Origin of the sequence: Halotalea alkalilenta (assembly GCF_001648175.1) — a bacterium.
Lineage (GTDB): Bacteria > Pseudomonadota > Gammaproteobacteria > Pseudomonadales > Halomonadaceae > Halotalea > Halotalea alkalilenta_A.
The window spans coordinates 3083183-3106364 of sequence record NZ_CP015243.1; the positions used below are offsets into that span (position 1 = coordinate 3083183).

Here is a 23182-nt window from a genome sequence, read left to right on the forward strand (position 1 = left end):
CTCAATGTCGATGACGGGCCGCCTTCGGGCGGCCTTGTTCTGCGCAGCGGCCACTTGGCTCAGCGGCTGCAGCACCGGCGACACTTCTCCGCTCGGCGCTTCCTTGAGTGCGATCGTCAGCGGCGGCGGCGATGTCGCAACGGATGCCGAACGCATCCCCTATGCTTCGCTTGAGGTCTCCACCGGTGGCAACCAGTCGCTGATGGTGATGGCTTACCGCCGCGGCAGCGATACCTACTGGCAGGCGCGCGACCGGGCCACCGTGGTGCTCCGAGAAGGCCGGCTCGACGCGACCTCAGGCTTCGAGCAGGATCTGCTCGGCGTCAAGGTCGAGGACCAAGAGGCGAGTGCCGAGCTGCCGTGGCAAAACGCCGCCACGACTCCGCAGCGCTACCGCTTGACCGCCCACTGGCAGCAGCAGGACAGCGTGCGCCACTCAGCCGTCGGCGCCGCCACGCTGCAGTGTGACAACGCCACTCAGACCGTGGCGCTCAGCCTCACCACACGTATGCTGCAGCGCTGCATCGAGACGGTGGATTGGGGGCGCGATGGCCGCACTCGCAACGTGTTCTGGCGCGACCCCGGAGACATGCGGATCTGGGCTGCCACCGAGACCCCACGTCCGGGTGGCGAGCGATTCGAATGGCGTATCGCCCGCCCTTGGTGGCCGGCCCAAGTGCCGCCCGTACCCGATCAGGGCAGCTGATCCTCGCTGGATGACTCGACGAGCCTTCAAGACGATGCCACCGACTGCGCCGAGATACTCTCCAACAATGACACGTCTACGCTCATTGCTTTGCACTGCCACCCTGCCGCTGCTGCTCGCCGCAGCGATTGCCCCTTGGCATCAAGCTGTCGCCCAACCAGGCGACGCTACCCCGGCCCCGACGCTGAGGGATGCCTGGCTCGCCGCTGCGCAGCAGCAGGATATCGACTGGGGTTATGCCTTCATCCTGCGCAGCCGCGATAGCGAAAGGATTTCCGCCTCAGCCAACCGCCTGCCCGAAGAGTTGCAGGTGATCGCGACCCAGCGCCTGATACAGGGCAGCCCTGCCGAGAGCCGGGCGATGCTGGCGTGGCGCGAAGCACTGCTCGAAAGCGTTGCCGAGCCTCGGCGCACCCCAGGGCGTGCTGATTTGCCATTGCTGCTCAACCGGCCTCGGCTCAATGTACCGCTCGAAGAAATCGCCCAGTTCGGCTACTGCACCGCACCTGATTGGGTGGAGGTGTGGAGTCTCAAAGGCGTCACTCGCGTTGCCTGGCACCCGGGGATGACGGTAATGAGCGCGCTGAAAGCGCTGGGGAGCGAAGCCTATGCCAGCAGCGATACGGCAAGCCTGGTATCCCCCAGCGGCGACACCGTGCGCCTCGGTATCGCCTCGTGGAATGCACAGAATGCCCCGCTTGCACCTGGCGCGCGCCTGGTGATGGAGATTCAAGCCAACAGCGCATCCGGAGACTGGGTCAATGCCGTACTCCCCTGGTTTCTCGCCAGCCGCCTGCCAGGTGATCAGTGCACTCAATTCGCCCCCAGCGCCCAAATACAGGGAGTGAGCCAGCCGTGAACACCTCTCACTCCGTCCGCGCCACTATGATGTCGCTCCCGCGCCCGGTACGTACGCGCCTGGCCTGGGCGGTGCGTGCCATCCTTGCAAGGCCGCGGCCGCTACTGCCCCCAACAATTGCTGGGGTGATGCTGGCGATGAGCTGTGCCGCCCAAGCCCAGCAGAATCTCCCCAAACAGGATAATCTCGGCAGCTCACAGAGCGACTTCGGCGGCGTCGGCCTGATGCAGACCCCAACCGCCCGCTTCGCCCCGCTGGGTAATGCAGCCTTCACCTATAGCCGCGCCAGCCCCTATCGCCGCTATAACTTCAGCTTTCAACCGTTGAGCTGGATGGAAGCGGGCTTCCGCTATACCGAGTTCGAAAATCGCTCCTACGGCTCTGTCGCCAGAGACCGCAACTATCTCGACCGCGGGTTCGACATCAAGCTCAAGCTGAGCGACGAAAGCCGCTACTGGCCGGCGCTCGCCGTCGGTTCGCGGGATATCGGCGGTACCGGGCTGTTCTCGGCCGAGTATGTGGTCGCGAGCAAGCGCTGGTACGACCTTGATTTCACCCTCGGCATGGGCTGGGGGTATTTAGGCAACAGCGGGGATTTCTCCAGCCCGTTCGGCTGGGCCAGCGACCGCTTTAATAATCGCCCGGGCCGCGAGAGCACCAGCGCGGGCGATTTCAATCTCGACCAGCTGTTCCGCGGCGACGTGGCACTGTTCGGCGGGATCGAGTACCAGACCCCCTGGGACCCATTGGTGCTGCAGCTCGAGTACGAGGGCAACGACTATCAGAACGAGCCCAACCCCAACTCCTCCTTGCCAAACAACAATCAGCCGCGCGATTCGCGGGTGAATATCGGCGCGCGCTATCACGTCAATGAAAATCTGGCGCTGAACGTCGGCTACCAGCGCGGCAATACGCTAATGGCCGGGGTCACACTGAGTGCAAACCTCGGCGGGCTGGCACAGATCAAGTTCGACCCGGAACCGGTCCCGCTCGAGGCTGAGCCACCGGTGACGCACACCGAGGATTGGAGCGAAGTTCGTCGCCAGCTTGCCGCCAATGCGGGGATCAAGGTCTACAGGGTGGTCGAACAGGGCAACACCCTGCTGGTCGAAGGCGAACCGACCACCTACCGCTCGATGCCGGAGGCCGAGGGGCGGGCCAACCGCATCCTGCACAATGCGGCCGGCCGCGATATCACTACTTTTCGCTATCGTTGGTACTCCCAAGGCGTGGCGATTCGCGAGGATGTCCAGCCGCGCCAGGCGTTCGTCGATGCCTTGGCGAGCGAAGACGCCAACATCGGCTATCGCCACTCGATCTACTCGCTGGCGGCAACCAACCGGCCGGCCAAGGGCGAGGTGCTCGACGAGCCGAGCTACCCTCGCTTCAACTACGATATCGGCCCGGGGCTTCAGCAGAACGTCGGCGGCCCGGATGGCTATCTTTACCAGGTCACCGCCAACCTGGCCGCCAGCTACCGTACCGATCGCAACGGCTGGTTCTCCGGCCTGGTCGCCTACAATCTGTTCGATAACTATGACCGTGCAGAGTACACCACCAGAAGCCGCCTGCCGCGGGTGCGCACCTATATCGACCGCTACGTGCAGGGGTCGGACTTCTCGGTGCGCAACCTGCAGTACACCCGCACCGCACAGCTCGGCGACGACTGGTACGCGATGGCCTACGGCGGGCTGCTCGAGACCATGTACTCCGGCGCCGGCGGCGAGCTGATGTATCGGCCGTTCAATACACCGCTGGCCTTCGGCATGGATATCAACTGGGTCAAGCAGCGCGATTTCGACGGTGGCTTCGGTACGCGCGACTACGATGTATGGACGGGCCATATCACCGGCTACTGGGAGACCGGGTTCGAAGACGTGCTGGCCAAGCTCAGCGTCGGCCGCTACCTCGCCGGCGACGTCGGGGCGACGCTTGATCTGTCCCGCCAGTTCGCCTCCGGCGTGCGCCTGGGCGCCTGGGCGACCAGGACCGACGCAGGAGACGACTATGGCGAAGGCAGCTTCGACAAGGGCATCTACGTGACGATTCCGCTCGACGCCTTCTTCGTCAAGTCGAGCCGCAATCAGGTCGGCCTCGCCTGGCAGCCGCTGATCCGCGACGGCGGCGCACGGCTGGGCCGGGCCTACAGTCTTTATGACCTAACCTCGGAGCGTTGGATGGGCAACTACTGGAACCAGACCCCGGACGCACTGAAGCCCTGAACGGCGCCTCTAGGCGCAAGCTCGAAAGACCACCGGTGGCGCGCTTGCGGCGCCGGTGGGCAGTGAATTCTCCAGATCGAGACCAAAGAGAGAGAACGCCGATGATTCGCAAAGCAGTCCTTCCCGTTGCAGGTTTCGGCACCCGCTGCCTGCCCGCCTCCAAGGCGATCCCCAAAGAGATGATCACCATCGTCGACAAGCCGGTGATCCAGTACGTCGTCGAGGAGGCCGTCGCCGCCGGTATCAAGGAGATCGTGCTGGTCACCCACTCCGCCAAGGCCGCGATCGAAAACCACTTCGACAAGCACTTCGAGCTCGAGACCCAGCTCGAGGCCAAGGGCAAGACCGAGCTGCTCGAGGAGCTGCGCAACATCATCCCCGATGACGTCACCATCATCAGCGTCCGTCAGCCCGAACCCCTCGGCCTCGGCCACGCCGTGCTCTGCGCCAAGCCCGTGGTCGGCGACGAGCCCTTCGTGGTGATGCTGCCCGACGTGCTGGTCGACGCCGATGGCTGCACCTTCGCCCACCAGGTGCCCAACGACCTCGGCGGGATGATCGACGCCTTCGATCGCACCCGGCACGCCCAGATCATGGTCGAGAACGTGCCCAGGGAAGTCGCCTACAAGTACGGCATCGTCGCACTCGAAGGCGATGCCCCCGCCCCCGGCGAGAGCGCGATGATCACTGGCATGGTCGAGAAGCCGAAACCCGGCGAGGAGCCCTCGACGCTCGCGGTGATCGGCCGCTACCTGCTGCCCGGCGAGATCTTCGCCCTGCTCGAGCGGACCGCCCCAGGGGCCGGCGGCGAGATCCAGCTGACCGACGCGATCGACCAGCTGCGTGCCCAGGGCGGCGTCGATGCCTACCGGATGGTCGGCGATACCTACGACTGCGGCTTCCAGCTCGGCTATCTCGAGGCGACGCTGTCGTTCGCCAAGCGTCATCCGAAATTCGGCGAAGGCTTCAAGGAGCTCTTGGCCAAGTACGCCGACTGAGCGCTTTGGTACGATGCAAAAAAGCCACTCTTCGGAGTGGCTTTTCATTGCCTGCTGTCTATCGTTCGGTCACTTCCAGCACGTGGGTAATATCTTGCACTTTGCCATCCCAGACATAGCGCAGATGCGGCCCCTGGATGGGAATGCTCAGCGCGGGGGGCCGGAAGAGCGCGGCACACTCCTCTCCGGGCTCGCGCACGCTGGCATAGAGAATTCCCCAAGCACCTTCTGCCCTGAGTCGCGCGGCGAAAGCTTGAGAATGGGCATAGCGGGTGGGATCCGGGTCGTGCAGGTCGGGGTGATTCGCGCGCACATCGTGCAGCGGCTCGATGATGCTGTTGATGTAGCTCCGCTGGGTGACCTCGACGGAGCCTTCATTGGTCGCAGCGAGAAACCGGCCCAGATGGTAGCGTGTCTCCGCAATCGCCGCGTCCAGGCTGCTGGCACAGTAGTAGACGCCATAAGAGCCATCGCTGAACCGCGAGGGGCGTCCGATATGGGTGAAGGCCGCCATGATCGGGCTGGAGCCTGGGCCAGAGATGCGATCTTCCACCGGCACCCGCCCAAGCTCGCCGGCTTGCTCGAGCAGCCGGTCATTGGTCATCGCCTCGATCGCAAAGGCATGCTCGAGCTCCTGCGGATCCAACGTGTCTTCGAAGACGTCGATCGGGGGAAAGGCGCTGCTGACAATGCGATAGGCGTGCTGCCACTCAGGCGTCTTTTTCGCCAGCCTCATCCCCGAACGCCATCAAGGTAGCGGCGGGTATCCGCCAGATCCATGACTCTGCCATTGAGCATGTAGTCAAGCGCTGAGCGACCGTTGAAAGGGGGCGCCGCATTAGCGCTGTGCACCCAGCCATAGGCTCTTTCGGGACTATTGCTGAAGATGATCCGCAGCGCCTTGTGGATACCCATGAGATAGGAGATTCGCTCGAGGGTGTCACGGGGCAGGCGAACCAGCGGCAGCTTCTTGTACTTGTGATAGGTGGTATTGCCGATGCCGCCCAGGAGGACACGCTGCTGCGCTGGCGTGCAGCCCCACTTCTCCATCGTATTGAAGAAGAACTTCAGCGCCACACGCCCTGCCTCGGGGCTGGCGGTATCGGGACGTTCAAGGCGTTCCACGGTTTCCATGCTGGGCCTCTCGCTGCAGCCTGACTACATATGCGAACTATATCATAAAATCCATTCGCATGCGGTCAACGGCATCGAGCATGTAACGAGCGGGCCAAACAGCGGCAACCACAAGGGACTATGGCATCTGCTCACCGGGGAAACAGTCCGCGAACTCCACGGCGAAGAAATTGACCCAGACCAGCATGATCAGCGCGCTGAACAATGAGAGGCCAAGATAGCAGAGCAGGAAGGTCAGCATGGCAGGCACCCGCGCGCGGTCGATCATGGAGATGCCAGCATGCCTGGGGGACGGGATTGTCCCGTCCCCTACTGCACTCAGTGCGTCTTGCCGGAATGAAATGCCCCGATCCTGAAGCGGCATGCGTGATGACATTCGTCAGTCGAAGAGCATATGAGCCCGATCGTCCCGAGCGGCGCCTGTAAGCGTCAAGGTCGAGTACCAGCTCGGCAACGGGGGCGCCAGTCGAGGGATCGAGCGGCGGCGGTGGGGCCGTGGTTCGACTCGGGCCTCCATTACCTTGCGCGAACTAACCCCGGTCAACGAAGGCCCGGCTCACCACGAACGGCTGTAAACGCCGAACCTCGGCGCCCCCACCCGTTCGTCCCGAGCGGCGCCATACGCGCCAAGGTCGAGTATCAGCTCGACAACGGGGGGCGCCAGTCGAGGGATCGAGCGACGGCGTTAAGAAATACAGGGAGAATATCGAGGATTCAATAGTTCCGTTGGCCCTTCGCGTTCTATCAGTAGAGTGGATTCATCTTGCCAATCGAGGAGCGGCATCAGAAGCGCTTTCCGACGATTTCATTCTTGAAGAAAGCAAGAGGGACTACGACACCTATGTTTTTTCCGAGCACGGATTTGAGGTCGTAGATGCGCAAACTCTCCGGTGGAATGGAGATGGGAGCCGTTTCATGTACGTCAACGCACCAAATCCTAATTTTCAGCCAGGCCCGGCGATTCCGTGCATAACATCCATTCTCGCCAGACGAATCGGCTCATAAAACGCTGCACTACGATCTGTGGTTCATCGAGGCCGAACTAGCGGCCTCGATTTCATTAGGCCACGACGGTGATGCCGTGCGCCTGCGCCGGCTGTGCGGGACGCACCACGATTTCGACATGCTGATCGAACGACACCAGCGCCTGCATCAACCGCTCCAACGAAATGTTCTGGAGCTTGTAGCGGCGGACTTGCGACACCTTCGGCTGCGTCATGCCAGTGATCGCCGCCGCTTCGGTCTGGCTGAGGCGGCGTTGGTCGATCAGCTCGTTGAGCTTGAGTGCGAGCGCAGCCTTCGCTGACAGTTCTTCGGCGTCGTCAAAACCGAGGTCGAGCAGCACATTGTCGGTGCCCTGGGGATGGTCGATACGGGTCATCAGGTTCTCCCGCTCGCCCCGTAGCGGGCGAGCACTGCTTTCAGCCGCTTCTCGATCAATTCCACGTCCGGCTGCGGCGTGGCGATGCCGGACTTGGATTTCTTCTGAAACGCATGCAGCACATGCACCGCGTCGCCGAGCCGCACGGTGTAGACCGCGCGGAAGGTGTCGCCCCGGTAGTCTTCAACCAGTTCGTACACGCCGGAACCTAACCCCTTCCAAGGCTTGGCCGAATCCGGCGTGTCGCCCAACTGGACGACGAAGAGCGCCACGCCCATGTCCTTCTGTACGTAGATAGGGAACTCCTTGAAGTCCTTTTTCGACGAGCCTTCCCAATAGAGGAGCTTGCGTTCCTGTACCATGAAATTATATCCGTTCGGGCATAGATGGCAAGCACCCGAATTGTAGATCCAGAACATCGCGCCTGCCCTCTGTCTTGGTATCTTTAGATTTCGGCAGGCGGCCGGTGTGGTTTACTCGGCAAGCTGGAGCGGATGGCCAAAAACGCCCGCGCCCTCGGTAGCGAGGGCGCGGGCGGACGTCATGGCGCGTGAATCATTTGCCGTGGGAGGCGAGGTACTCCTCATGGGCGGCATCGAAACGCTCGATCATCTCCTCGCTCGGCCCTTTGCCGATTTTGCTGAAGATCACGATCGCAGCCGTGCTCGCGATGAAGCCGGGCACCATCTCATAGAGCCCCAGCCAGCCATAGTGGCCCCAAACCGCGACCACAGCCGCACCGGTGAGCATCCCCGCCAGCGCGCCGTTGCGGGTAACTCCCCGCCACATCAGCGAGAGGATGATCAGCGGCCCGAAGGCCCGGCTCACCACGAACGAACGGCTGGGAACGCCGGATCTCGGCGCCAACCCCCACCCGTTCGTCCCGAGCGGCGCCATAACCGTCAAGGTCGAGTATCAGCTCAGCAACGGGGGCGCCAGTCGAGGGATCGTGCGGCGGTGGTGGGGCCGTGGTTCGAGACGCTCGTTCCTCGCTCCTCACCACTCGCGGTGGCTGGGCTCGTTCCTCTCCGGCTATCCGAGCATCCCGAGTAAGCGAAGCGAGTCGAAGGACTGGACGAGTGTCGCCAGGAGCCCAAAGGTGCAACCCACCTGAAGCATTACCCACCAAAGGCCGACTGGCATATTCCGGGTGAACAGGGTAAAAAAGCGCAACCCTCCAATCCAAAAGAGCTACCACCAACCAAAAAGGTAGCACCACCGACCAATAACGGCTCTGGAAGGCCTCGAGCGCCAGCAACAACTCAACAAGGGACGCACATGACTGCAAGCACCCCCATGGTGACGACCTTCGTCATCTACATCCTCGGCATGCTGGCGATCGGCTTCATCGCCTATCGCGCAACGGCCAACTTCTCCGACTACATCCTCGGCGGTCGCAGCATCGGCAGCTTCGTGACCGCGCTCTCCGCCGGTGCCTCCGACATGAGCGGCTGGCTGCTGATGGGTCTGCCGGGTGCGATCTTCATCTCGGGCCTGTCAGAGAGCTGGATCGCGGTCGGCCTGACCCTGGGTGCGTACCTCAATTGGCTGCTGATCGCTGGGCGCCTGCGGGTACATACCGAACACCAGAACAACGCGCTCACGCTACCGGTGTTCTTCTCCCATCGCTTCGACGACCACTCGCGCATCCTGCGTGTGGTTTCTTCGCTGGTCATCCTGGCCTTCTTCACCATTTACTGCGCCTCCGGCGTCGTCGCCGGTGCGAGGCTGTTCGAAAGCTCGTTCGGCTTCTCCTACCCCACCGCGATGCTGCTCGGCGCTGCGGCGACGATCATCTACGTATTCGTCGGTGGCTATCTGGCGGTGAGCTGGACCGATACCATCCAGGCCAGCCTGATGATCTTCGCGCTGATCCTGGTGCCTGTGTTCGTGATCCTTTCGATCGGCGATATCGGCACTGCGATCGATGAAATCCGGGTGAACACTCCCGAGAAGCTCAACTTCTTCACCGGCGTCAGCGCGATCGGTGTGATCTCGGCGCTGGCCTGGGGCCTCGGCTATTTTGGCCAGCCCCATATCCTGGTGCGCTTCATGGCGGCCAGCTCCGCCAAAGTGATCCCCAGCGCTCGGCGCACCTGCATGGTGTGGATGATCCTTTGCCTGGCCGGCGCGGTCGCGGTGGGTTTCTTCGGCATCTCCTACTTCGCCGACAATCCGCAGCAGGCAGGCGGCGTCAACGCCAACAGCGAGCGCGTGTTCATCGAGCTCACCCAGCTGCTGTTCAACCCGTGGGTCGCGGGCATCATCCTCTCGGCGATCCTCGCTGCGGTGATGAGCACCTTGAGCGCGCAGCTGCTGGTCTGCTCGAGCTCGATCACCGAGGATCTCTATCGCCCCTTCCTGCGCCCAGGCGCATCGGAGAAGGAGCTGATGTGGGTGGGCCGGATGATGGTCCTTTTGATCTCGGTAATCGCCATCCTCATCGCTTCGGACCCCAACAGCTTGGTGCTGGGCCTGGTCAGCTACGCCTGGGCCGGATTCGGCGCCGCCTTCGGGCCGCTGATCATCCTCTCGCTGATGTGGCGGGGAGTAACCCGCAACGGCGCGCTGGCGGGGATGCTCACCGGTGCGGCGGTGGTCGCGGTTTGGGGCCACTATGGCTGGCTGGGGCTCTATGAGATGGTGCCCGGCTTCATCACGAGCACGGCTGCGATCCTGATCTTCAGCAAAATCGGCAAAGGGCCGAGCAAGGAGATGATCGAGCGCTTCGATGCCGCCCATGAGGAGTACCTCGCCTCCCACGGCAAATGATTCACGCAGCGTGACGCACGCCAGCGCCCTCGATACCGAGGGCGCTGGCGTTTTTGGACATCCGCTCCAGCTCGCCGAGTAAACCACACCGGCCGCCTGCCGAAATCTAAAGATACCAAGACAGAGGGCAGGCGCGATGTTCTGGATCTACATCCTCAAGTGCCGTGACGGCAGTTACTACATCGGCCATACCGATGACATCGAAACACGTATCGCACAGCATCGACGCGGTGAGATTCCCTCCTGCTACACCGCCTCTCGTTTACCCGTAGAGCTGATCCATCTCGAGGAAATCGACCAGCGCCGGGATGCGCTCGAGCGGGAACGGCAGTTGAAACGCTGGAGCCGAGCCAAGAAGCTGGCGCTTGCCGAGGGTAAATGGGCCAGCCTCAGGGCGCTCGCTCGGCACAAGCGACGAAGCTGAGCGTCTCGAACCACGGCCTTGGCGACGCCGCTCGATCCCTCGACTGGCGCCCCCGATTGTCGAGCCGGTATTCGACCTTGACGGGTATGGCGCCGCTCGGGACGAACGGGAGGGGGTATGGCGCCGAGGATGGGTTCCCCTCCGTTCGTGGTGAGGAGCGAGGACCCTTCGACTCGCGGTACTCGTTCAGGATGCTAGGATGCGTCTCGAACCACAGCCCTGGCGCCGAGGATCGATCCCTCGACTGGCGCCCCGATTGTCGAGCCGGTATTCAACCTTGACGGGTATGGCGCCGCTCGGGACGAACGGGAGGGGGGATGGCGCCGAAGAAGGGTTCCCCTCCGTTCGTGGTGAGGAGCGAGGACCCTTCGACTCGCGGTACTCGCTCAGGATGCTCGGATGCGTCTCGAACCACGGCCTTGGCGACGCCGCTCGATCCCTCGACTGGCGCCCCGATTGTCGAGCCGGTATTCAACCTTGACGGGTATGGCGCCGCTCAGGACGAACGAGTCGGGGTAGCGCCAAGGCCAGGCATCAGCGGGCTTTCACTGCCATTTCACTAAAACCTCGTCGCCACGCTCAGCGTAGGCCTGCTCGAGCCCTTGGGCCAGGGCGCGGCGGGCTTGGTGCTCGCCGTGCACCAGGCGGACGTGGCTGGGTGTGGACTGCATGCCGGTGGCGAATTCGATCAGTCCGTCACGATCGGCGTGGGCGGAGTAGCCTTCGATGGTTTCGACCCTGGCGCGGATGTCGATCCGCTCGCCGTCGAGCAGCACATAGCCACCGCGCGGTCCGAAGCGCTGGATATCTTTGCCTGGCGTACCCTCGGCCTGGAAGCCGACGAACAGGACGTCGTGGCGTGGGTCGCTGAGCATCTGGCGCAGGTAGTTGACGATCCGGCCGCCGCTGCACATGCCACTGCCGGCAATCACGACCGCTGGACGGCGGGTGCGGGCGAGATGATGAACCAGCCGCAGGTGGGCGTCGTGGTCTTCCACGGCGAGCAGATTGTCGAAGGCCAGTGGGTTGCGCCCGGAAGCGAGCAGCGCTCTGGCTTCGTCGTTCCAGCGCTCGTGCATCCGCCGGTAGACCTGGGTGAAGCGTGCGGCCAGCGGGGAGTCGAGGATGATCGGTAATGCCGGCCAGTCGATGCCACCTATGACGGAGGCGAGCGCTTCGGCCTCTGCGTCGCTCGGTGGGATCGCCGTCGCGCCGCGCTGGTGGAGGATCGCTTCCAGATCGAAGATCAGCTCCTGGGTGCGGCCAAGGCTGAAGGCGGGTACCAGTACCGTTCCTCCATTCGACAGCGCGTGCTCGAGCGCCTCGGCAAGTCTTTTTCGGCGCTCGGATGAATGGCGCTGGCGGCGATCGCCATAGGTCGATTCCAGCACCAGCAGATCCGCCCGTTCGGGTGGGTGAGGCGCGGTGAGGAAGGGGGAGCCGGCAGTGCCCAGGTCACCCGAGAAGACCGCGCGCCGGGTCGGTGCCTCGGGCGGGGTGACGTCGATTTCCAACCAGGCCGAGCCAAGCACATGCCCCGCGCGCTGAAGCCGCAGCGCCCAGCGTGTGCCCTCGGTTTGAAGGCCGAGCGTGGCGTCGTCGTACCATTGCTCGAAGGCGAGCGGTACCAGCCGCTGGCGAATCTGGTCGAGATAGGCGTCGATCAGTGCGCGGTCAGAAGAGAGATCCAGGCGCATGGTGTCCTCGAGCACGATCGGCAGCAGCTGCGCTGAAGCTTCGCTGCAGATGATCGGCCCCTGGTAGCCGGCGGCCAGAAGCCACGGGATCCTCCCAACGTGGTCTATGTGCACGTGGGTGACGATCAGCGCGATCACGCCATCGAGGGGAAAATCGATACTGCGGATGCCTGCGTCCTTACCTTGGAACGAGCCGCAGTCGATCAATAGACTGGCACCACCGCCAAGCGAGAGCCGATGGCACGATCCGGTCACCGTGTCTGCACCACCATGGTGCTCAAGAGCTGAAAAATCCATGCCTCCACCCCATAGCAAACAAAGTCATCGTCGTAACTATCGGCCGCGATGACGACTTACTTTCGGGCGGCGCTTTCTCGCTGGCTCCACGACCCCAGATGCGAACAGCTCGACCCGAGGCGGCCATGGCCCGGGCCCTCAGGCGCGGGCGGTCGAGTCAGGCTCCGTCCGCGAAGTGCCGGTGCCCCGGTCTGCCACGGACGAAGCCTGAACGACCAGGCGAGATGCCTTTCAGGAGCGCGTACTTCAGTGGACCTTGCTGAGCGCCCAGCGCAGCAGTAGGCCAATCACGAATGCGATGACCGCGACCAGCACCAGGGTGATGATCATCGACAGCGGATTGAGCACCAGGGTGGCCACCAGGATGCCCGCGGCTATCGACCAGACATAGCGGTCGATGAATTCGGAGTCCTCATCGGGCGCCACCACTTCGGGGGCATAACGCTTCACCGCACTCCCGAATGCACCGTCCCATGTCTTGAGGGCGAAGAACGTGACCAGGGCGAAGATCACGATCCAGATCAGCGTGGCTAACATCAGTACGTCTCCTTCATCTTAAGCGTTGTCGTGCCATCCTTGCCGCCCTCATGGCACCCAGCTCCCTTACTTGACGAAAGGGTTGTGCAGGCGCTCTTCACCGAGGGTCGAAATCTCCCCGTGACCGGGGATGAACCGCATGTCGTCGCCCAAGGGCCAAAGCTTGTGGCGAATCGAGCCCAGCAGCTGGCGCATGTCGCCGCCGGGCAGATCGGTGCGACCGACCGAGCCCTTGAACAGCACATCGCCCATCTGGATCAACCGCGCCTCTCGATCGACGAAGATCACGTGGCCCGGGGAGTGTCCTGGACAGTGCAGCACCTCCAGCACGTGACGGCCGACCTCGATACGGTCACCCTCCTCCAGCCAGCGCTCGGGCACGAACGACTCGGGTTCGGGAAGATTATAGGCCTTGGCGATCTCTCCCACCGCCTCGATTAGGAACTGATCAAGGATGTGCGGCCCGAAGACGGGCACGTTCAAGCGATGGCTCATTTCAGCCACCGCACCAATATGATCGAAGTGGCCGTGAGTGATCAGGATCTTCTCGACGACGGCATCCGAGCGCTCGATCTCCGCCTCGATCCGATCAGGCTCACCACCGGGGTCGACCAGCACCGCCCGACGCGTCTGTGGACAGATCAGCAGAGTACAGTTCTGCACGAACGGCGTCACGGTAATGAGCTTGTACTCCATTGTTTCTCCTAGGGTTACATGGCCACGGGACAGTGATTGGAATTAGCCGGCCGATGGCCAAGCATCGGTTATTTTCTCACATCGCACTTGCCCTAAGTAAGGCAGCAGATGTGTAGCTTGCCGACGTATCGTCCCTGATCGAAGTGGAAGCCCGAAAATGAAAAAAACCGTGCTTCATGCTTGAAAAGCCACTTTGCCGCGGCCACTGTAATCGATTCGAACATCCCGTTCGACGACGCGCCAGGTTGCGTCAGCGCGTTCATCGGGGTTGGCGACCCGTCGGCTCGATGATTCATGCACATATACAGCCACAAAGGTCAAACCCATGCAGATCGCCCAGAACTCAGTCGTCGCATTTCACTACACGCTCACCAATGAGGCGGGCGAGGTGCTCGACAGCTCTGAAGGCCGCGAGCCGCTCACCTACCTACAGGGCGCAGGCAACATCATCCCCGGCCTCGAGCGCCAGCTGCTCGGGCGCCAGACGGGTGACAAGCTGACCGTCAAGGTCGAGCCCGCCGAAGGCTATGGCGAGATCCAGCCGCAGCTGGTCCAGGAGGTGCCACGCGCTTCCTTCCAAGGCGTGGACGACATCGCGGCTGGGATGCAGTTCCAGGCCCAGACGCAGGGTGGCCCGCTGCTGGTCACGGTCACCAAGGTCGAGGGTGATACCGTCACCGTCGATGGCAACCACCCGCTGGCGGGGGAAGTGCTCAACTTCGAAGTCTCGATCGAGAACGTGCGCGAGGCGAGCGGTGAAGAAGTGGAACATGGCCATGTCCACGGCGAAGGTGGCCACCACCACTGAGCCCATCCATGCATGGCCATTGAAGCGATCATTCAATGCAAACAAACGGGGCGCATCGGCCGATGCGCCCCGTTCGCTTTCTCGATGTTAAGCCTTGATGCCCCCACCAACGCGGCTGAATCCTGGCCGCGTTTACCCCACAGCAGCGCACCTATCCCCTCTCCAAATCGATGCATGGTTTCCATTTCGGAAACATAGAGCTTCCATAAGAAACCTACTAATAATTAGCGCTCTCACTATAATCACTCCATCGCACAAGGCAGCAGCCAAGAAGGCTCAACGCCACTGCGCCCATACGCAAATGGAGCAAGAAATCATGAAAGCACTCAAACTCATCGTTGCCGCTTCGGCCATCGCTCTCGGCGCCACCAGCCTCCAGGCCAGTGCTTCGACCTACCCGAGCATCGACACCCAACCGGGTGGCAACCATGCCCAGACCCCGAGCATCGATAGCCGTCCCGGTGGCAACTACGTGAACGTCGACTACGCCGCCCCCTCCTCTGCCCTGGGCAGTGATGAACGCGGCCTCGACACCAAACCGGGCTCTCACTGATCGATTGTCCGACCCAGCACCCGAATCGAAGCGGGGTGGCTCCAAGGAGCCACCCCGTTTTTCCATATCTCGCAGCTACCGCCAACCGTTCGGAGCTCAGTACTCCGCCGAGGCGAGGAAGCCTTGGTTCGCGTTCGAGGACGCCGAGCCTGCGCGCATCGCCAGCTGGGCGTTATCCAGCGGACGCCGGGCCTGAAGGTAGTGACGCGACCAGAAGACGTTGTCGAGCCGCGAGAGCTTGACGCCTTGGGAGGTCGATGCGTGGAGGAAGTAGCCTTCGCCAACATAGACACCGACGTGGCGCAGGCGGCGAGACGGCTGGAAGAACACCAGGTCACCCGGGCGCAGCGCGTCTTTTTCGATACGCTGCCCTTCGAGAATCTGCTCGTTGGTGGTGCGAGGTAGCTCGAAATCGAAGCTCGAGCGGAACACCTGCTGCATCAGGGCCGAGCAGTCGATGCCGCGGCGCCCTTCCCCCCCCAGCCGATACGGTGTGCCTGCCCACTGATCGTACTCGTCCATCAGTACCTCACGGACGCGACCAGGGGCAATCAGCTTCACCGGCTCGAAGTCGAGCACTAGGTCACGGGCATTGCCGTCGATACCGGCCGAGCGCTTCATCTTGGCTTTAGGTGCTTTCGAGCTCGAAAGCGAAGATGAAGCGAGCGGTGCGTTGAGTGCTTGGTTTTCCGATCCCACTTGCTGGCCTGCGCAACCTGCCAGCAGGAGCATCAAACAGCAACAACCCGATAGTCGGCGCATGAAAAGTGTATTCCCGAGCGTTGTTATCGACCCGCGAGACGCGCGTCTTCGACTTGCGGTGTAGTCCGGCGGCGGGCGCTCCCGAGCAGAACCAGCCCAGATACTAAGCCAGCCCAATTGCTCCCGAAAACGAAAAAACGTGCACGCTGTCGGATTTTCTCAATTCATCCATATTTCCGTCCAACCGGCTCAACCATGCGGGATATGGAGAAGCGATCATGCTCGAATGCCATCATCGCTCAGTGCAGCGTATGGACATCGCCCGGCAGCGTATCTATATGCATCGGCGGCCAGCGCCCGCCTCCGCGACCAGGAAAGTCGAGACTCGCCCAAGGGCCGGCGAGCGGCGGCGCGCCGCTCAGCCAGCCGACCAGAGCCTGGCGGAACTCGCGCAGATAATCCTCGCGCTCGGGCACACCGGTCATGAAGAACGCATAGCCGGCGTAAAGCCCCTCGGCATAGTCACGCCAGCCCGCGTAGTGCTCCTGGGCGAGCGCGGAGGCCTTGTGCAGGTAGTGATCGAGCAGCGCATCGTCTAGCCAGCCGAGCTGGCGGCCCGCCACGCAGAGATCGACCAGCTGGGCGACGTCCCAGGCGGTCATGTCCCGCTCGTTACAGCGCGCCTCGTTATCGCGTACTCGCCTGAGCCGTTCGAGGTGGACCTGTTCATCCTCGCTGCGCACTCCGCTTTCGAGAATCTCGATCTCGTCGACCAGCCGGCGGGTGTTGAGCGTGTAGGGGGCGTAGTTGATCTGGTACTCCTGGCGATCGCCGGCCTCCAGAAGAAAATCGAGAAAGGCGATCAGCCCCTCGCGCCCGTGCAGCGCATAGTGGCTGTCCAGCCAATCGAGCACCTCTTCGGCCAGGCGTCCGTGCAGGGTGGTCGGCGGCGACCAGATCGGCGCGCTCAGCGGTCCGGTCAGCGCCAGCGAGCAGAACTGGCTCAACGACGGTCGCGGGCCGGGCTCGCGCCAGTCGGCGGCGTGCCAATCGAGCCAGAAGAACAGGCTGCCCGGGTCATCGAGGTGCCAGCGCACCTCGAATACCAGGGACTCCTCCTCCTGCTCGGGCAGCGCTGCCTCCCATACCGCCCAGGCTTCGAGTAGCCGTGCGGGCGAAGCGTAGAAGCGGCACAGGGTGTTGCGCAGCGCGCCCACCAGCTGGTCGAGCGCTTCACCGTCACAGCTTCCGGCATCTCGCGCCATCAACAGATGGAATGCGAACTTCTCGGCCATATGGATGGTCGCGGCGAAGGGGGCGCAGTTTCCCAGCCCGTCGCGCACCTTGAGCGCCACCGGGTCCGCGTCGCCGAACGGGGTCTTCGCGCTCGGCAGTACACCGCGCTGGGCGTCGGCGGCAAGCTGGTTGAGATGATGGGACTGGGCCGGCAGCCAGAAGCGCGAAAGTCCTTCAGCGCCCTCCTCCTCGCTCCAATCGAGCGTGTCGAGAAGATACTGCCGAGCCTCTTCGCGACGCTCGTGATCGAGCGCATCGCTGTCGAGCTGGCGATGGAGCAGGTCTGGCTCGCGCAGTGAGGCCAGCGCCAGCAGCCAGCTGTCGTTGGTACCACGCAGCCGGCGGAGCAGCTCACGGGAGCGGTCGCGCAGCGTCTCACCGAGCAGCTCATCGAGCGGCCACTGCCAGGGGCTCTCGGCGGCATCGAGCAACAAACGCCAATCGTCGTGCCAGCGCTTCATCAGGTCACGCCCCTCGAACAGGCTGCGCCCGCGCTGGTAGGCCTCGGCGAGCCCGGCCCAGTCAGCGTAGCGGCGCTGGATCAGATCCACCGCATGAGCGGCGAAGAGCGTCGCTTCTTCTTCGCCGAGCCAGCCCAAAAGCCTGCCGGCGAAGGCCAGATCGACCAGCCGCAGCCAGTCCCACGCGGCCCACTCGAGCGGTTCACTGCGCTGCACGAACTCGACCACCAGGCTTGCATAGCGCCGCTCCGCCTCGATCGCCTCGCGGTCTTCACCGCTGCGGCCCGCGGCCTCGCCGCCGATCTTCGCCCACCAAGCGCGCTGGCCATCTTGATCCAGTTCGCTCAAACGCCGGGCGTCGATGTCCCAGCCATAGCGCTGCCCCTGGGCAGAAAGCCACAGCAAGGTACTGATCAAAGCCTCGCGATCGCGGATATCCCATACCTCGGTGAGGAAGCGATGGGCATCGGGCCAGTCGGTGGCGAGCTCGAGCGGACCAGCGAGCACCGGAGCGAAAGCTGCGCGCACGCGCCAAACGCCGACCTCCGCATCGCCCCAGAGACGATCGGTGGGAATCACCTCTTCGCGCAGCACGCGAAGCCAGGCGTCGACGCGCATTTCGTCCAGCCATCCAGCGCAGGCACCGAGCGCAACCCATTCGAGGCCGTCCTGACGCAGCCCCTCGGCGAGATGGCGCGGTGCATCCCGCAACTGCTGGCCAAGCTCCAGCATCCGCCAAGCGAACTCGCTGCGATCGGGAATATCCAACCGCGCCAGGCGTGTACGAGCGCGCTCGCGCGACAGCGAGCGCTCCGGCGCACTACCGCGCCAGCCGGACATCACCAGGTTTCGCCGCCACCAGGCCTTGAGCGCCTCGTCCAATCTCACCCACTCCCATCCACGGCCCGACGTCGAGACGGCCATGCTCCCGCCGCTATGGGGGCATGGCCAGAAAAGGGCGCCTATTGTATCTGTAACCAAACCGTCGTGCTCGCGCTCAAGCGCAGCCGAATCCCGATTCTCGCTCTCCCGGGCCAGAACAGCGAGCCGGGGGTCGAGCGGTGGCGGTGAGGCCGTGGTTCGACTCGGCTCGTTCCTCGCCGGCTCACCACGAACGGATATCGAAGAGTCCTCGCTCCCCACCACGAACGGATCGATAAGCCCGTTCGTCCCGAGCGGCGCCATACGCGCCAAGATCGAGTACCGGCTCGGCAATGGGGGCGCCAGTCGAGGGATCTGTCCTCGGCGCCGGGGCCGTGGTTCGACTCGGCTCGTTCCTCGCCGGCTCACCACGAACGGATCGATAAGCCCGTTCGTCCCGAGCGGCGCCATACGCGCCAAGATCAAGTACCAACTCGGCAATGGGGGCGCCAGTCGAGGGATCCGTCCTCGGCGCCGGGGCCGTGGTTCGACTCGGCTCGTTCCTCGCCGGCTCACCACGAACGGATCGATAAGCCCGTTCGTCCCGAGCGGCGCCATACGCGCCAAGATCGAGTACCGGCTCGGCAATGGGGGCGCCAGTCGAGGGATCCGTCCTCGGCGCCGGGGCCGTGGTTCGACTCGGCTCGTTCCTCGCCGGCTCACCACGAACGGATCGATAAGCCCGTTCGTCCCGAGCGGCGCCATACGCGCCAAGATCAAGTACCAACTCGGCAATGGGGGCGCCAGTCGAGGGATCGTGCAGACGAGGCAAGCCTGAAAATTTAATCCAAACTTAACACCACGCCACCACAATGCCCATGCTCTGGTGGCTGATCGATTCCACGTATCGCCACCAAGACAATTTCTATTGCCGCGATGAAAACTCAATCACTAAGGTGGACCCGACCGTGCGTAACCAGACCGCGCTCGACGCGGCGATCACAATATCAATCACAACACGTCGGAATAGCTGATGAACCTCAGGCAAACTGCTCTGCGTACCACTCTGCTCGCCAGTCTGTTTGGCGCTGCGCTTTCAACCGTTGCGTTCCAGGCCAATGCCGCGACCTTGCGTATCGCCTACGACGCCGATCCCGAGACCCTGGATATCCAGCAGCAGCTGTCAGGCGGGGTGCTGCGCCTCTCGCACCTGGTATTCGATCCGCTGGTGCGCTGGAACAAGGAGTTGGAGATCGAGCCGCGGCTGGCCACCAGCTGGGATCAGGTCGACGACACCACCCTGCGGATGACCTTGCGCTCCGGCGTCAAGTTCCATTCCGGTAACGACTTCACCGCCGAAGACGTGGTCTGGACCGTCGAACGCCTCAAGCGCAGCCCTGACTTCCGTGCGATCTTCGAACCGATCGTCAGCGCTACCGCGATCGATGAGCACACCGTCGAGTTCAAGACCGCTTCGCCCTACCCGCTGCTACTCAACATCGCCACCTATATTTTCCCGATGGACAGCGCCTACTATTCAGGCGAGGACGACCAAGGCAACGACAAGAGCGCGATCGTGCCGTTCGGCCAGTCGAGCTTCGCTACCCAGAATGCTTCCGGGACCGGTCCGTTCCAGATCACCGCGCGCCAGCAGGGCGTCAGGGTCGATTTCGAACGCTTCCAGGACTATTGGGATACCGACTCCCCCGGCAACGTCGACGAGATCGTCCTCACCCCGATCAGCGAGAATGCCACCCGGGTCGCGGCGCTGCTCTCCGGCAGTGTCGATTTCATCGATGCGGTACCGCCGAACGACATCGAGCGGGTGCGCAATGCATCCGGCGTGAGTCTGGTCGAGATCCCCGGCACCCGGATCATCGGTTTCCAGCTCAATGAGGAAACCCAGGAGGCGTTCAAGGACGCGCGGGTACGCCAGGCGGTCGACTATGCGATCAACCAGGTCGGTATCGACCAGCGCTTGATGCGCGGCTTCGCCACCCCCGCGGGGCAGCTCTCGCCGGAAGGCTATGCGGGTCACAACCCGGCGCTCGAGCCGCGCTACGATGTCGAGCGCGCCCGTGCGCTGATGCAGGAGGCGGGCTACGGTGACGGCTTCTCGATCAGCATGATCTCGCCGAACAACCGCTACACCTTCGATGCCCAGATCGCCCAGGCGGTCGCGACGATGCTGTCGCAGATCGGTATCCGGGTCGACCTGCGGACCATGCCGATCACCCAGTACTGGCCGGAGTACGACACCCGCCAGGCCGACATGGCGCTGATCGGCTGGCACGCCGACACCGAGGACACCGCCAACTTCTTCCAGTACCTGACCATGTGCCGTGACGACGCCACCGGCGCCGGCCAGTACAACTTCGGCAGCTACTGCAACGAAGAGATCGATGCGATGATCAGGGCGGCCGACGTCGAGCTCGACACCGACCAGCGTTCTTCGATGCTCCAGGAAGCGGAAGCGAAGCTTCGCGACGATGCGGGCTTCATCCCGATCCACTGGCAGAACCTGGCCTACGGCGCACGTGAAAACGTCGAGCTCGAGCCGGTGGTCAACGTGCTCGACTTCCCCTATCTCGGCGACCTGGTGGTCCGCGAGTGACTCTCTAGCCAGTGACTCGAAGCGCGCACGGGTAAGCCGTGCGCGCATTCCCCTCGATTTCCATCATGGAGCGGCCCCTCAGGGGGCGGCTTCCATTCATTCGCTTTCGAAGGTAACCAGCCCATGGCGGCCTTTCTGATCAAGCGGCTCGGTCACGCCATCCTGGTGATGCTGGTGATCAGCCTGGTGGCGTTCGCGATCCAGAACAATCTTGGCGACCCTATCGCCAGCATGGTCGGCCAGTCGGTCCCTGAGTCCGAGCGTGCGGCGCTGCGCGAACAGCTCGGGCTCAACGATCCGTTCATTACCCAGTACCTGCGCTTCGCCGCGGGCGCGCTGCAGGGCGACCTCGGCAACTCCTATTTCTACCGCGAGCCGGCGCTCGATGTGATCCTGCGCCATCTGCCGGCGACCTTGGAACTGGTCTTCGCCGCGAGCCTGCTGATCCTGGTGCTCTCGGTGCCGATCGGTGTGTTCGCCGCGATCAAGCCCAGGTCGCTGATCTCGCGGGCGTTCATGAGCGTCTCGATCCTCGGCATCTCGGTGCCGGTATTCCTCACCGCGATCGTGCTGATCCAGCTCTATTCGATCGGCATGCAGTTCACCCTGTTTCCCGGCGACACCGGCTGGGGCGCGTGGCTCAACGGCCTGCTCTCCACCCAGGGTGGGCTGCCGGCGTTCGGGCGCGGCAACCAGCTGACCCATATCGTCGGCTCGTGGTGGACCAACTTCGCAAGCCTCGACGGCCTGCGCCACCTGATCCTGCCGGCGATCTCGCTCGCCTCGATCATGCTGCCGCTGTTCATCCGCCTGATTCGCGCCGAGATGCTCGAAGTGCTGCAGTCCGAGTACGTCCGCTTCGCCCGCGCCAAAGGGCTGCACCTGCGGCGGATCTACTTCCTCCATGCGCTGAAGAACACCATGCTGCCGGTGATCACCGTCGGCGGGGTGCAGATCGGCACCATGGTCGCCTACACCATCCTCACCGAGACGGTGTTCCAGTGGCCGGGCATGGGACTGATGTTCCTCGAGGCGATCAACCGCAGCGACATCCCGCTGATCACCGCCTACCTGATGATCGTCGGGGTGATCTTCGTGGTCACCAACACCCTCGTCGACTTGGTCTACGGCCTGGTCAACCCGACCGTCAAGCTGACCGGGAGCGCCGCATGAGCGAATCCAATCCGCCGCCCTCCGCAACCCCGGACAAGGCGCTCGAGCAGGTCGCGGCCGGCGAGCGCGTTTCACGCCTCAAGCTGCTGCGCGAAAGCTACCTTTACTACAGCTTCAAGCGTGACATCGGGGTTCAGCTCTGCCTGCTGATCTTCGCGCTGATGGTGCTCGCCGCGCTGATCGCGCCGTGGATCGCGCCCAGCGATCCCTACGACCTGACCCAGATCGACATCATGAGCTCGGAGCTGCCTCCGTTCTGGGTCGATGGCAGCGACCCGCGCTTCCCCCTCGGCACCGACGCCCAGGGCCGGGACATGCTCTCGACCATCCTCTATGGCGCACGGGTATCGCTGATCATCGGCTTCGGCGCGGTGGCGCTGCAGGCACTGATCGGGGTGGTGTTCGGGCTTTTGGCCGGCTACCTCGGCGGGCGGGTCGATGCCCTGCTGATGCGCCTGGCCGACGTCCAGCTATCGTTCTCCACCCTGATGGTGGCAATCATCGTCGGCGCGATCGTCCAGGCGAGCTTCGGTCGCGCGACCTACTCGAGCTACGCGGTGGCGCTGCTGGTGGTGATCATCGGCCTTGCCGAGTGGCCGCAGTACGCACGCACGGTGCGTGCCACGGTGCTCGCGGAGAAGGGCAAGGAATACGTCGATGCAGCCAGGGTGATCGGGCTGCCGAGCCGGCGGATCATGTTCCGCCACATCCTGCCCAACGCGATGTCGCCGATCTTCGTCATCTCCACGGTGCAGATCGCCAACGCGATCATCTCCGAGGCCGCGCTCTCCTTCCTCGGCCTCGGCATGCCCGAGACCCAGCCCTCGCTCGGCTCGCTGATCCGCTCCGGCTTCGACTACATCCAGTCGGGCTCGTGGTGGATCACCCTGCTGCCTGGTGCGGTGCTGGTGGTGCTGGTGCTGGTGATCAACCTGCTCGGCGACTGGCTGCGCGACGTGATGAACCCGCGTCTGTACAAGAATTGAGGAGC

Annotated in this window: 22 protein-coding genes; 11 read left to right on the top strand and 11 right to left on the bottom strand. The window is 63.4% G+C overall.

Going from position 1 to position 23182, the window contains the following annotated elements; translation table 11 throughout:
* The first annotated feature begins 4 nt into the window (after positions 1 to 4).
* The 4 genes from A5892_RS13805 (at position 5) to galU (ending at position 4785) form a co-directional block, all read left to right on the top strand.
* Positions 5 to 706 (top strand): YjbF family lipoprotein, encoded by a 702-nt coding sequence (locus tag A5892_RS13805; protein ID WP_190295616.1) that lies wholly within the window; start codon positions 5 to 7, stop codon positions 704 to 706.
* A 67-nt stretch (positions 707 to 773) separates the two neighbouring features.
* Complete coding sequence (locus A5892_RS13810) at positions 774 to 1565, top strand: capsule biosynthesis GfcC family protein (RefSeq protein ID WP_190295617.1); 792 nt, start codon at positions 774 to 776, stop codon at positions 1563 to 1565.
* Positions 1562 to 3787, top strand: coding sequence for a YjbH domain-containing protein (locus A5892_RS13815; RefSeq protein WP_223302672.1), 2226 nt, complete (start codon positions 1562 to 1564; stop codon positions 3785 to 3787). The genes A5892_RS13810 and A5892_RS13815 overlap by 4 nt, the downstream gene beginning before the upstream one ends.
* A 101-nt stretch (positions 3788 to 3888) precedes the next feature.
* Positions 3889 to 4785: a UTP--glucose-1-phosphate uridylyltransferase GalU gene (galU, locus tag A5892_RS13820; protein ID WP_064123294.1), complete on the top strand. Its 897-nt coding sequence runs from the start codon at positions 3889 to 3891 to the stop codon at positions 4783 to 4785.
* 58 nt (positions 4786 to 4843) lie between these two features.
* On the opposite strand, the gene A5892_RS13825 is transcribed toward galU, so the two are convergent.
* From A5892_RS13825 to A5892_RS13845, 6 genes are all read right to left on the bottom strand, one after another.
* Positions 4844 to 5521, bottom strand: coding sequence for an RES family NAD+ phosphorylase (locus A5892_RS13825; protein ID WP_190295618.1), 678 nt, complete (start codon positions 5519 to 5521; stop codon positions 4844 to 4846).
* Complete coding sequence (locus A5892_RS13830) at positions 5518 to 5919, bottom strand: MbcA/ParS/Xre antitoxin family protein (RefSeq protein ID WP_064123295.1); 402 nt, start codon at positions 5917 to 5919, stop codon at positions 5518 to 5520. The genes A5892_RS13825 and A5892_RS13830 overlap by 4 nt, the downstream gene beginning before the upstream one ends.
* Before the next feature lie 118 nt (positions 5920 to 6037).
* Complete coding sequence (locus A5892_RS20525) at positions 6038 to 6187, bottom strand: hypothetical protein (RefSeq protein WP_190295619.1); 150 nt, start codon at positions 6185 to 6187, stop codon at positions 6038 to 6040.
* A gap of 792 nt (positions 6188 to 6979) precedes the next feature.
* Positions 6980 to 7300, bottom strand: a complete 321-nt coding sequence (locus A5892_RS13835) for a helix-turn-helix domain-containing protein (RefSeq protein ID WP_027351913.1) — start codon at positions 7298 to 7300, stop codon at positions 6980 to 6982.
* Positions 7300 to 7662, bottom strand: a complete 363-nt coding sequence (locus A5892_RS13840) for a type II toxin-antitoxin system RelE/ParE family toxin (protein ID WP_064123296.1) — start codon at positions 7660 to 7662, stop codon at positions 7300 to 7302. Before A5892_RS13840 ends, A5892_RS13835 begins: the two co-directional genes overlap by 1 nt.
* Positions 7663 to 7855: 193 nt before the next feature.
* Complete coding sequence (locus A5892_RS13845; RefSeq protein WP_064123297.1) at positions 7856 to 8167, bottom strand: hypothetical protein; 312 nt, start codon at positions 8165 to 8167, stop codon at positions 7856 to 7858.
* Positions 8168 to 8578: 411 nt separating this feature from the next.
* Here A5892_RS13845 and putP point away from each other — a divergent pair, with 411 nt between their 5' ends.
* Together putP and A5892_RS13855 are read left to right on the top strand one after the other, a co-directional pair.
* Entirely contained in the window at positions 8579 to 10072 is a 1494-nt protein-coding gene (gene putP / locus A5892_RS13850; RefSeq protein ID WP_082890476.1) for a sodium/proline symporter PutP, read from the top strand.
* A 136-nt stretch (positions 10073 to 10208) separates the two neighbouring features.
* Entirely contained in the window at positions 10209 to 10496 is a 288-nt protein-coding gene (locus A5892_RS13855) for a GIY-YIG nuclease family protein (RefSeq protein WP_064123298.1), read from the top strand.
* A gap of 545 nt (positions 10497 to 11041) precedes the next feature.
* Here the strand turns inward: A5892_RS13855 and A5892_RS13860 are convergent.
* From A5892_RS13860 to A5892_RS13870, 3 genes are all read right to left on the bottom strand, one after another.
* Positions 11042 to 12448 (bottom strand): MBL fold metallo-hydrolase RNA specificity domain-containing protein, encoded by a 1407-nt coding sequence (locus A5892_RS13860; RefSeq protein WP_223302673.1) that lies wholly within the window; start codon positions 12446 to 12448, stop codon positions 11042 to 11044.
* Between the two features lie 288 nt (positions 12449 to 12736).
* Positions 12737 to 13027, bottom strand: coding sequence for a hypothetical protein (locus A5892_RS13865; protein ID WP_064123300.1), 291 nt, complete (start codon positions 13025 to 13027; stop codon positions 12737 to 12739).
* A 66-nt stretch (positions 13028 to 13093) separates the two neighbouring features.
* On the bottom strand, positions 13094 to 13723 hold the full coding sequence (locus tag A5892_RS13870) for an MBL fold metallo-hydrolase (protein ID WP_064123301.1): 630 nt from the start codon (positions 13721 to 13723) through the stop codon (positions 13094 to 13096).
* Between the two features lie 325 nt (positions 13724 to 14048).
* Here A5892_RS13870 and A5892_RS13875 point away from each other — a divergent pair, with 325 nt between their 5' ends.
* Positions 14049 to 14531 carry an FKBP-type peptidyl-prolyl cis-trans isomerase gene (locus tag A5892_RS13875; RefSeq protein ID WP_027351920.1) on the top strand — a complete coding sequence of 161 codons (483 nt, stop codon included), beginning with the start codon at positions 14049 to 14051 and terminating at the stop codon, positions 14529 to 14531.
* Between the two features lie 316 nt (positions 14532 to 14847).
* Positions 14848 to 15084, top strand: a complete 237-nt coding sequence (locus A5892_RS13880; RefSeq protein ID WP_064123302.1) for a hypothetical protein — start codon at positions 14848 to 14850, stop codon at positions 15082 to 15084.
* Positions 15085 to 15180: 96 nt separating this feature from the next.
* Here the strand turns inward: A5892_RS13880 and A5892_RS20815 are convergent, their stop codons facing one another.
* The gene (locus A5892_RS20815; protein ID WP_317627698.1) at positions 15181 to 15705 is read right to left on the bottom strand and encodes an NlpC/P60 family protein; all 525 of its coding nucleotides are present in this window, start codon (positions 15703 to 15705) and stop codon (positions 15181 to 15183) included.
* A gap of 380 nt (positions 15706 to 16085) precedes the next feature.
* Positions 16086 to 18431 (bottom strand): DUF1266 domain-containing protein, encoded by a 2346-nt coding sequence (locus A5892_RS13890; protein ID WP_317627699.1) that lies wholly within the window; start codon positions 18429 to 18431, stop codon positions 16086 to 16088.
* Between the two features lie 1006 nt (positions 18432 to 19437).
* Here A5892_RS13890 and A5892_RS13895 point away from each other — a divergent pair.
* The 3 genes from A5892_RS13895 to A5892_RS13905 all read left to right on the top strand — a co-directional run bounded on the left by A5892_RS13895 (position 19438) and on the right by A5892_RS13905 (position 23177).
* A complete protein-coding gene (locus A5892_RS13895; protein ID WP_064123305.1) occupies positions 19438 to 21018 on the top strand; it encodes an ABC transporter substrate-binding protein in 1581 nt (526 codons plus the stop codon).
* A gap of 123 nt (positions 21019 to 21141) precedes the next feature.
* A complete protein-coding gene (locus A5892_RS13900; protein ID WP_064123306.1) occupies positions 21142 to 22191 on the top strand; it encodes an ABC transporter permease in 1050 nt (349 codons plus the stop codon).
* Positions 22188 to 23177 (top strand): ABC transporter permease, encoded by a 990-nt coding sequence (locus tag A5892_RS13905; RefSeq protein ID WP_082890477.1) that lies wholly within the window; start codon positions 22188 to 22190, stop codon positions 23175 to 23177. The genes A5892_RS13900 and A5892_RS13905 overlap by 4 nt, the downstream gene beginning before the upstream one ends.
* Positions 23178 to 23182: the final 5 nt, after the last annotated feature.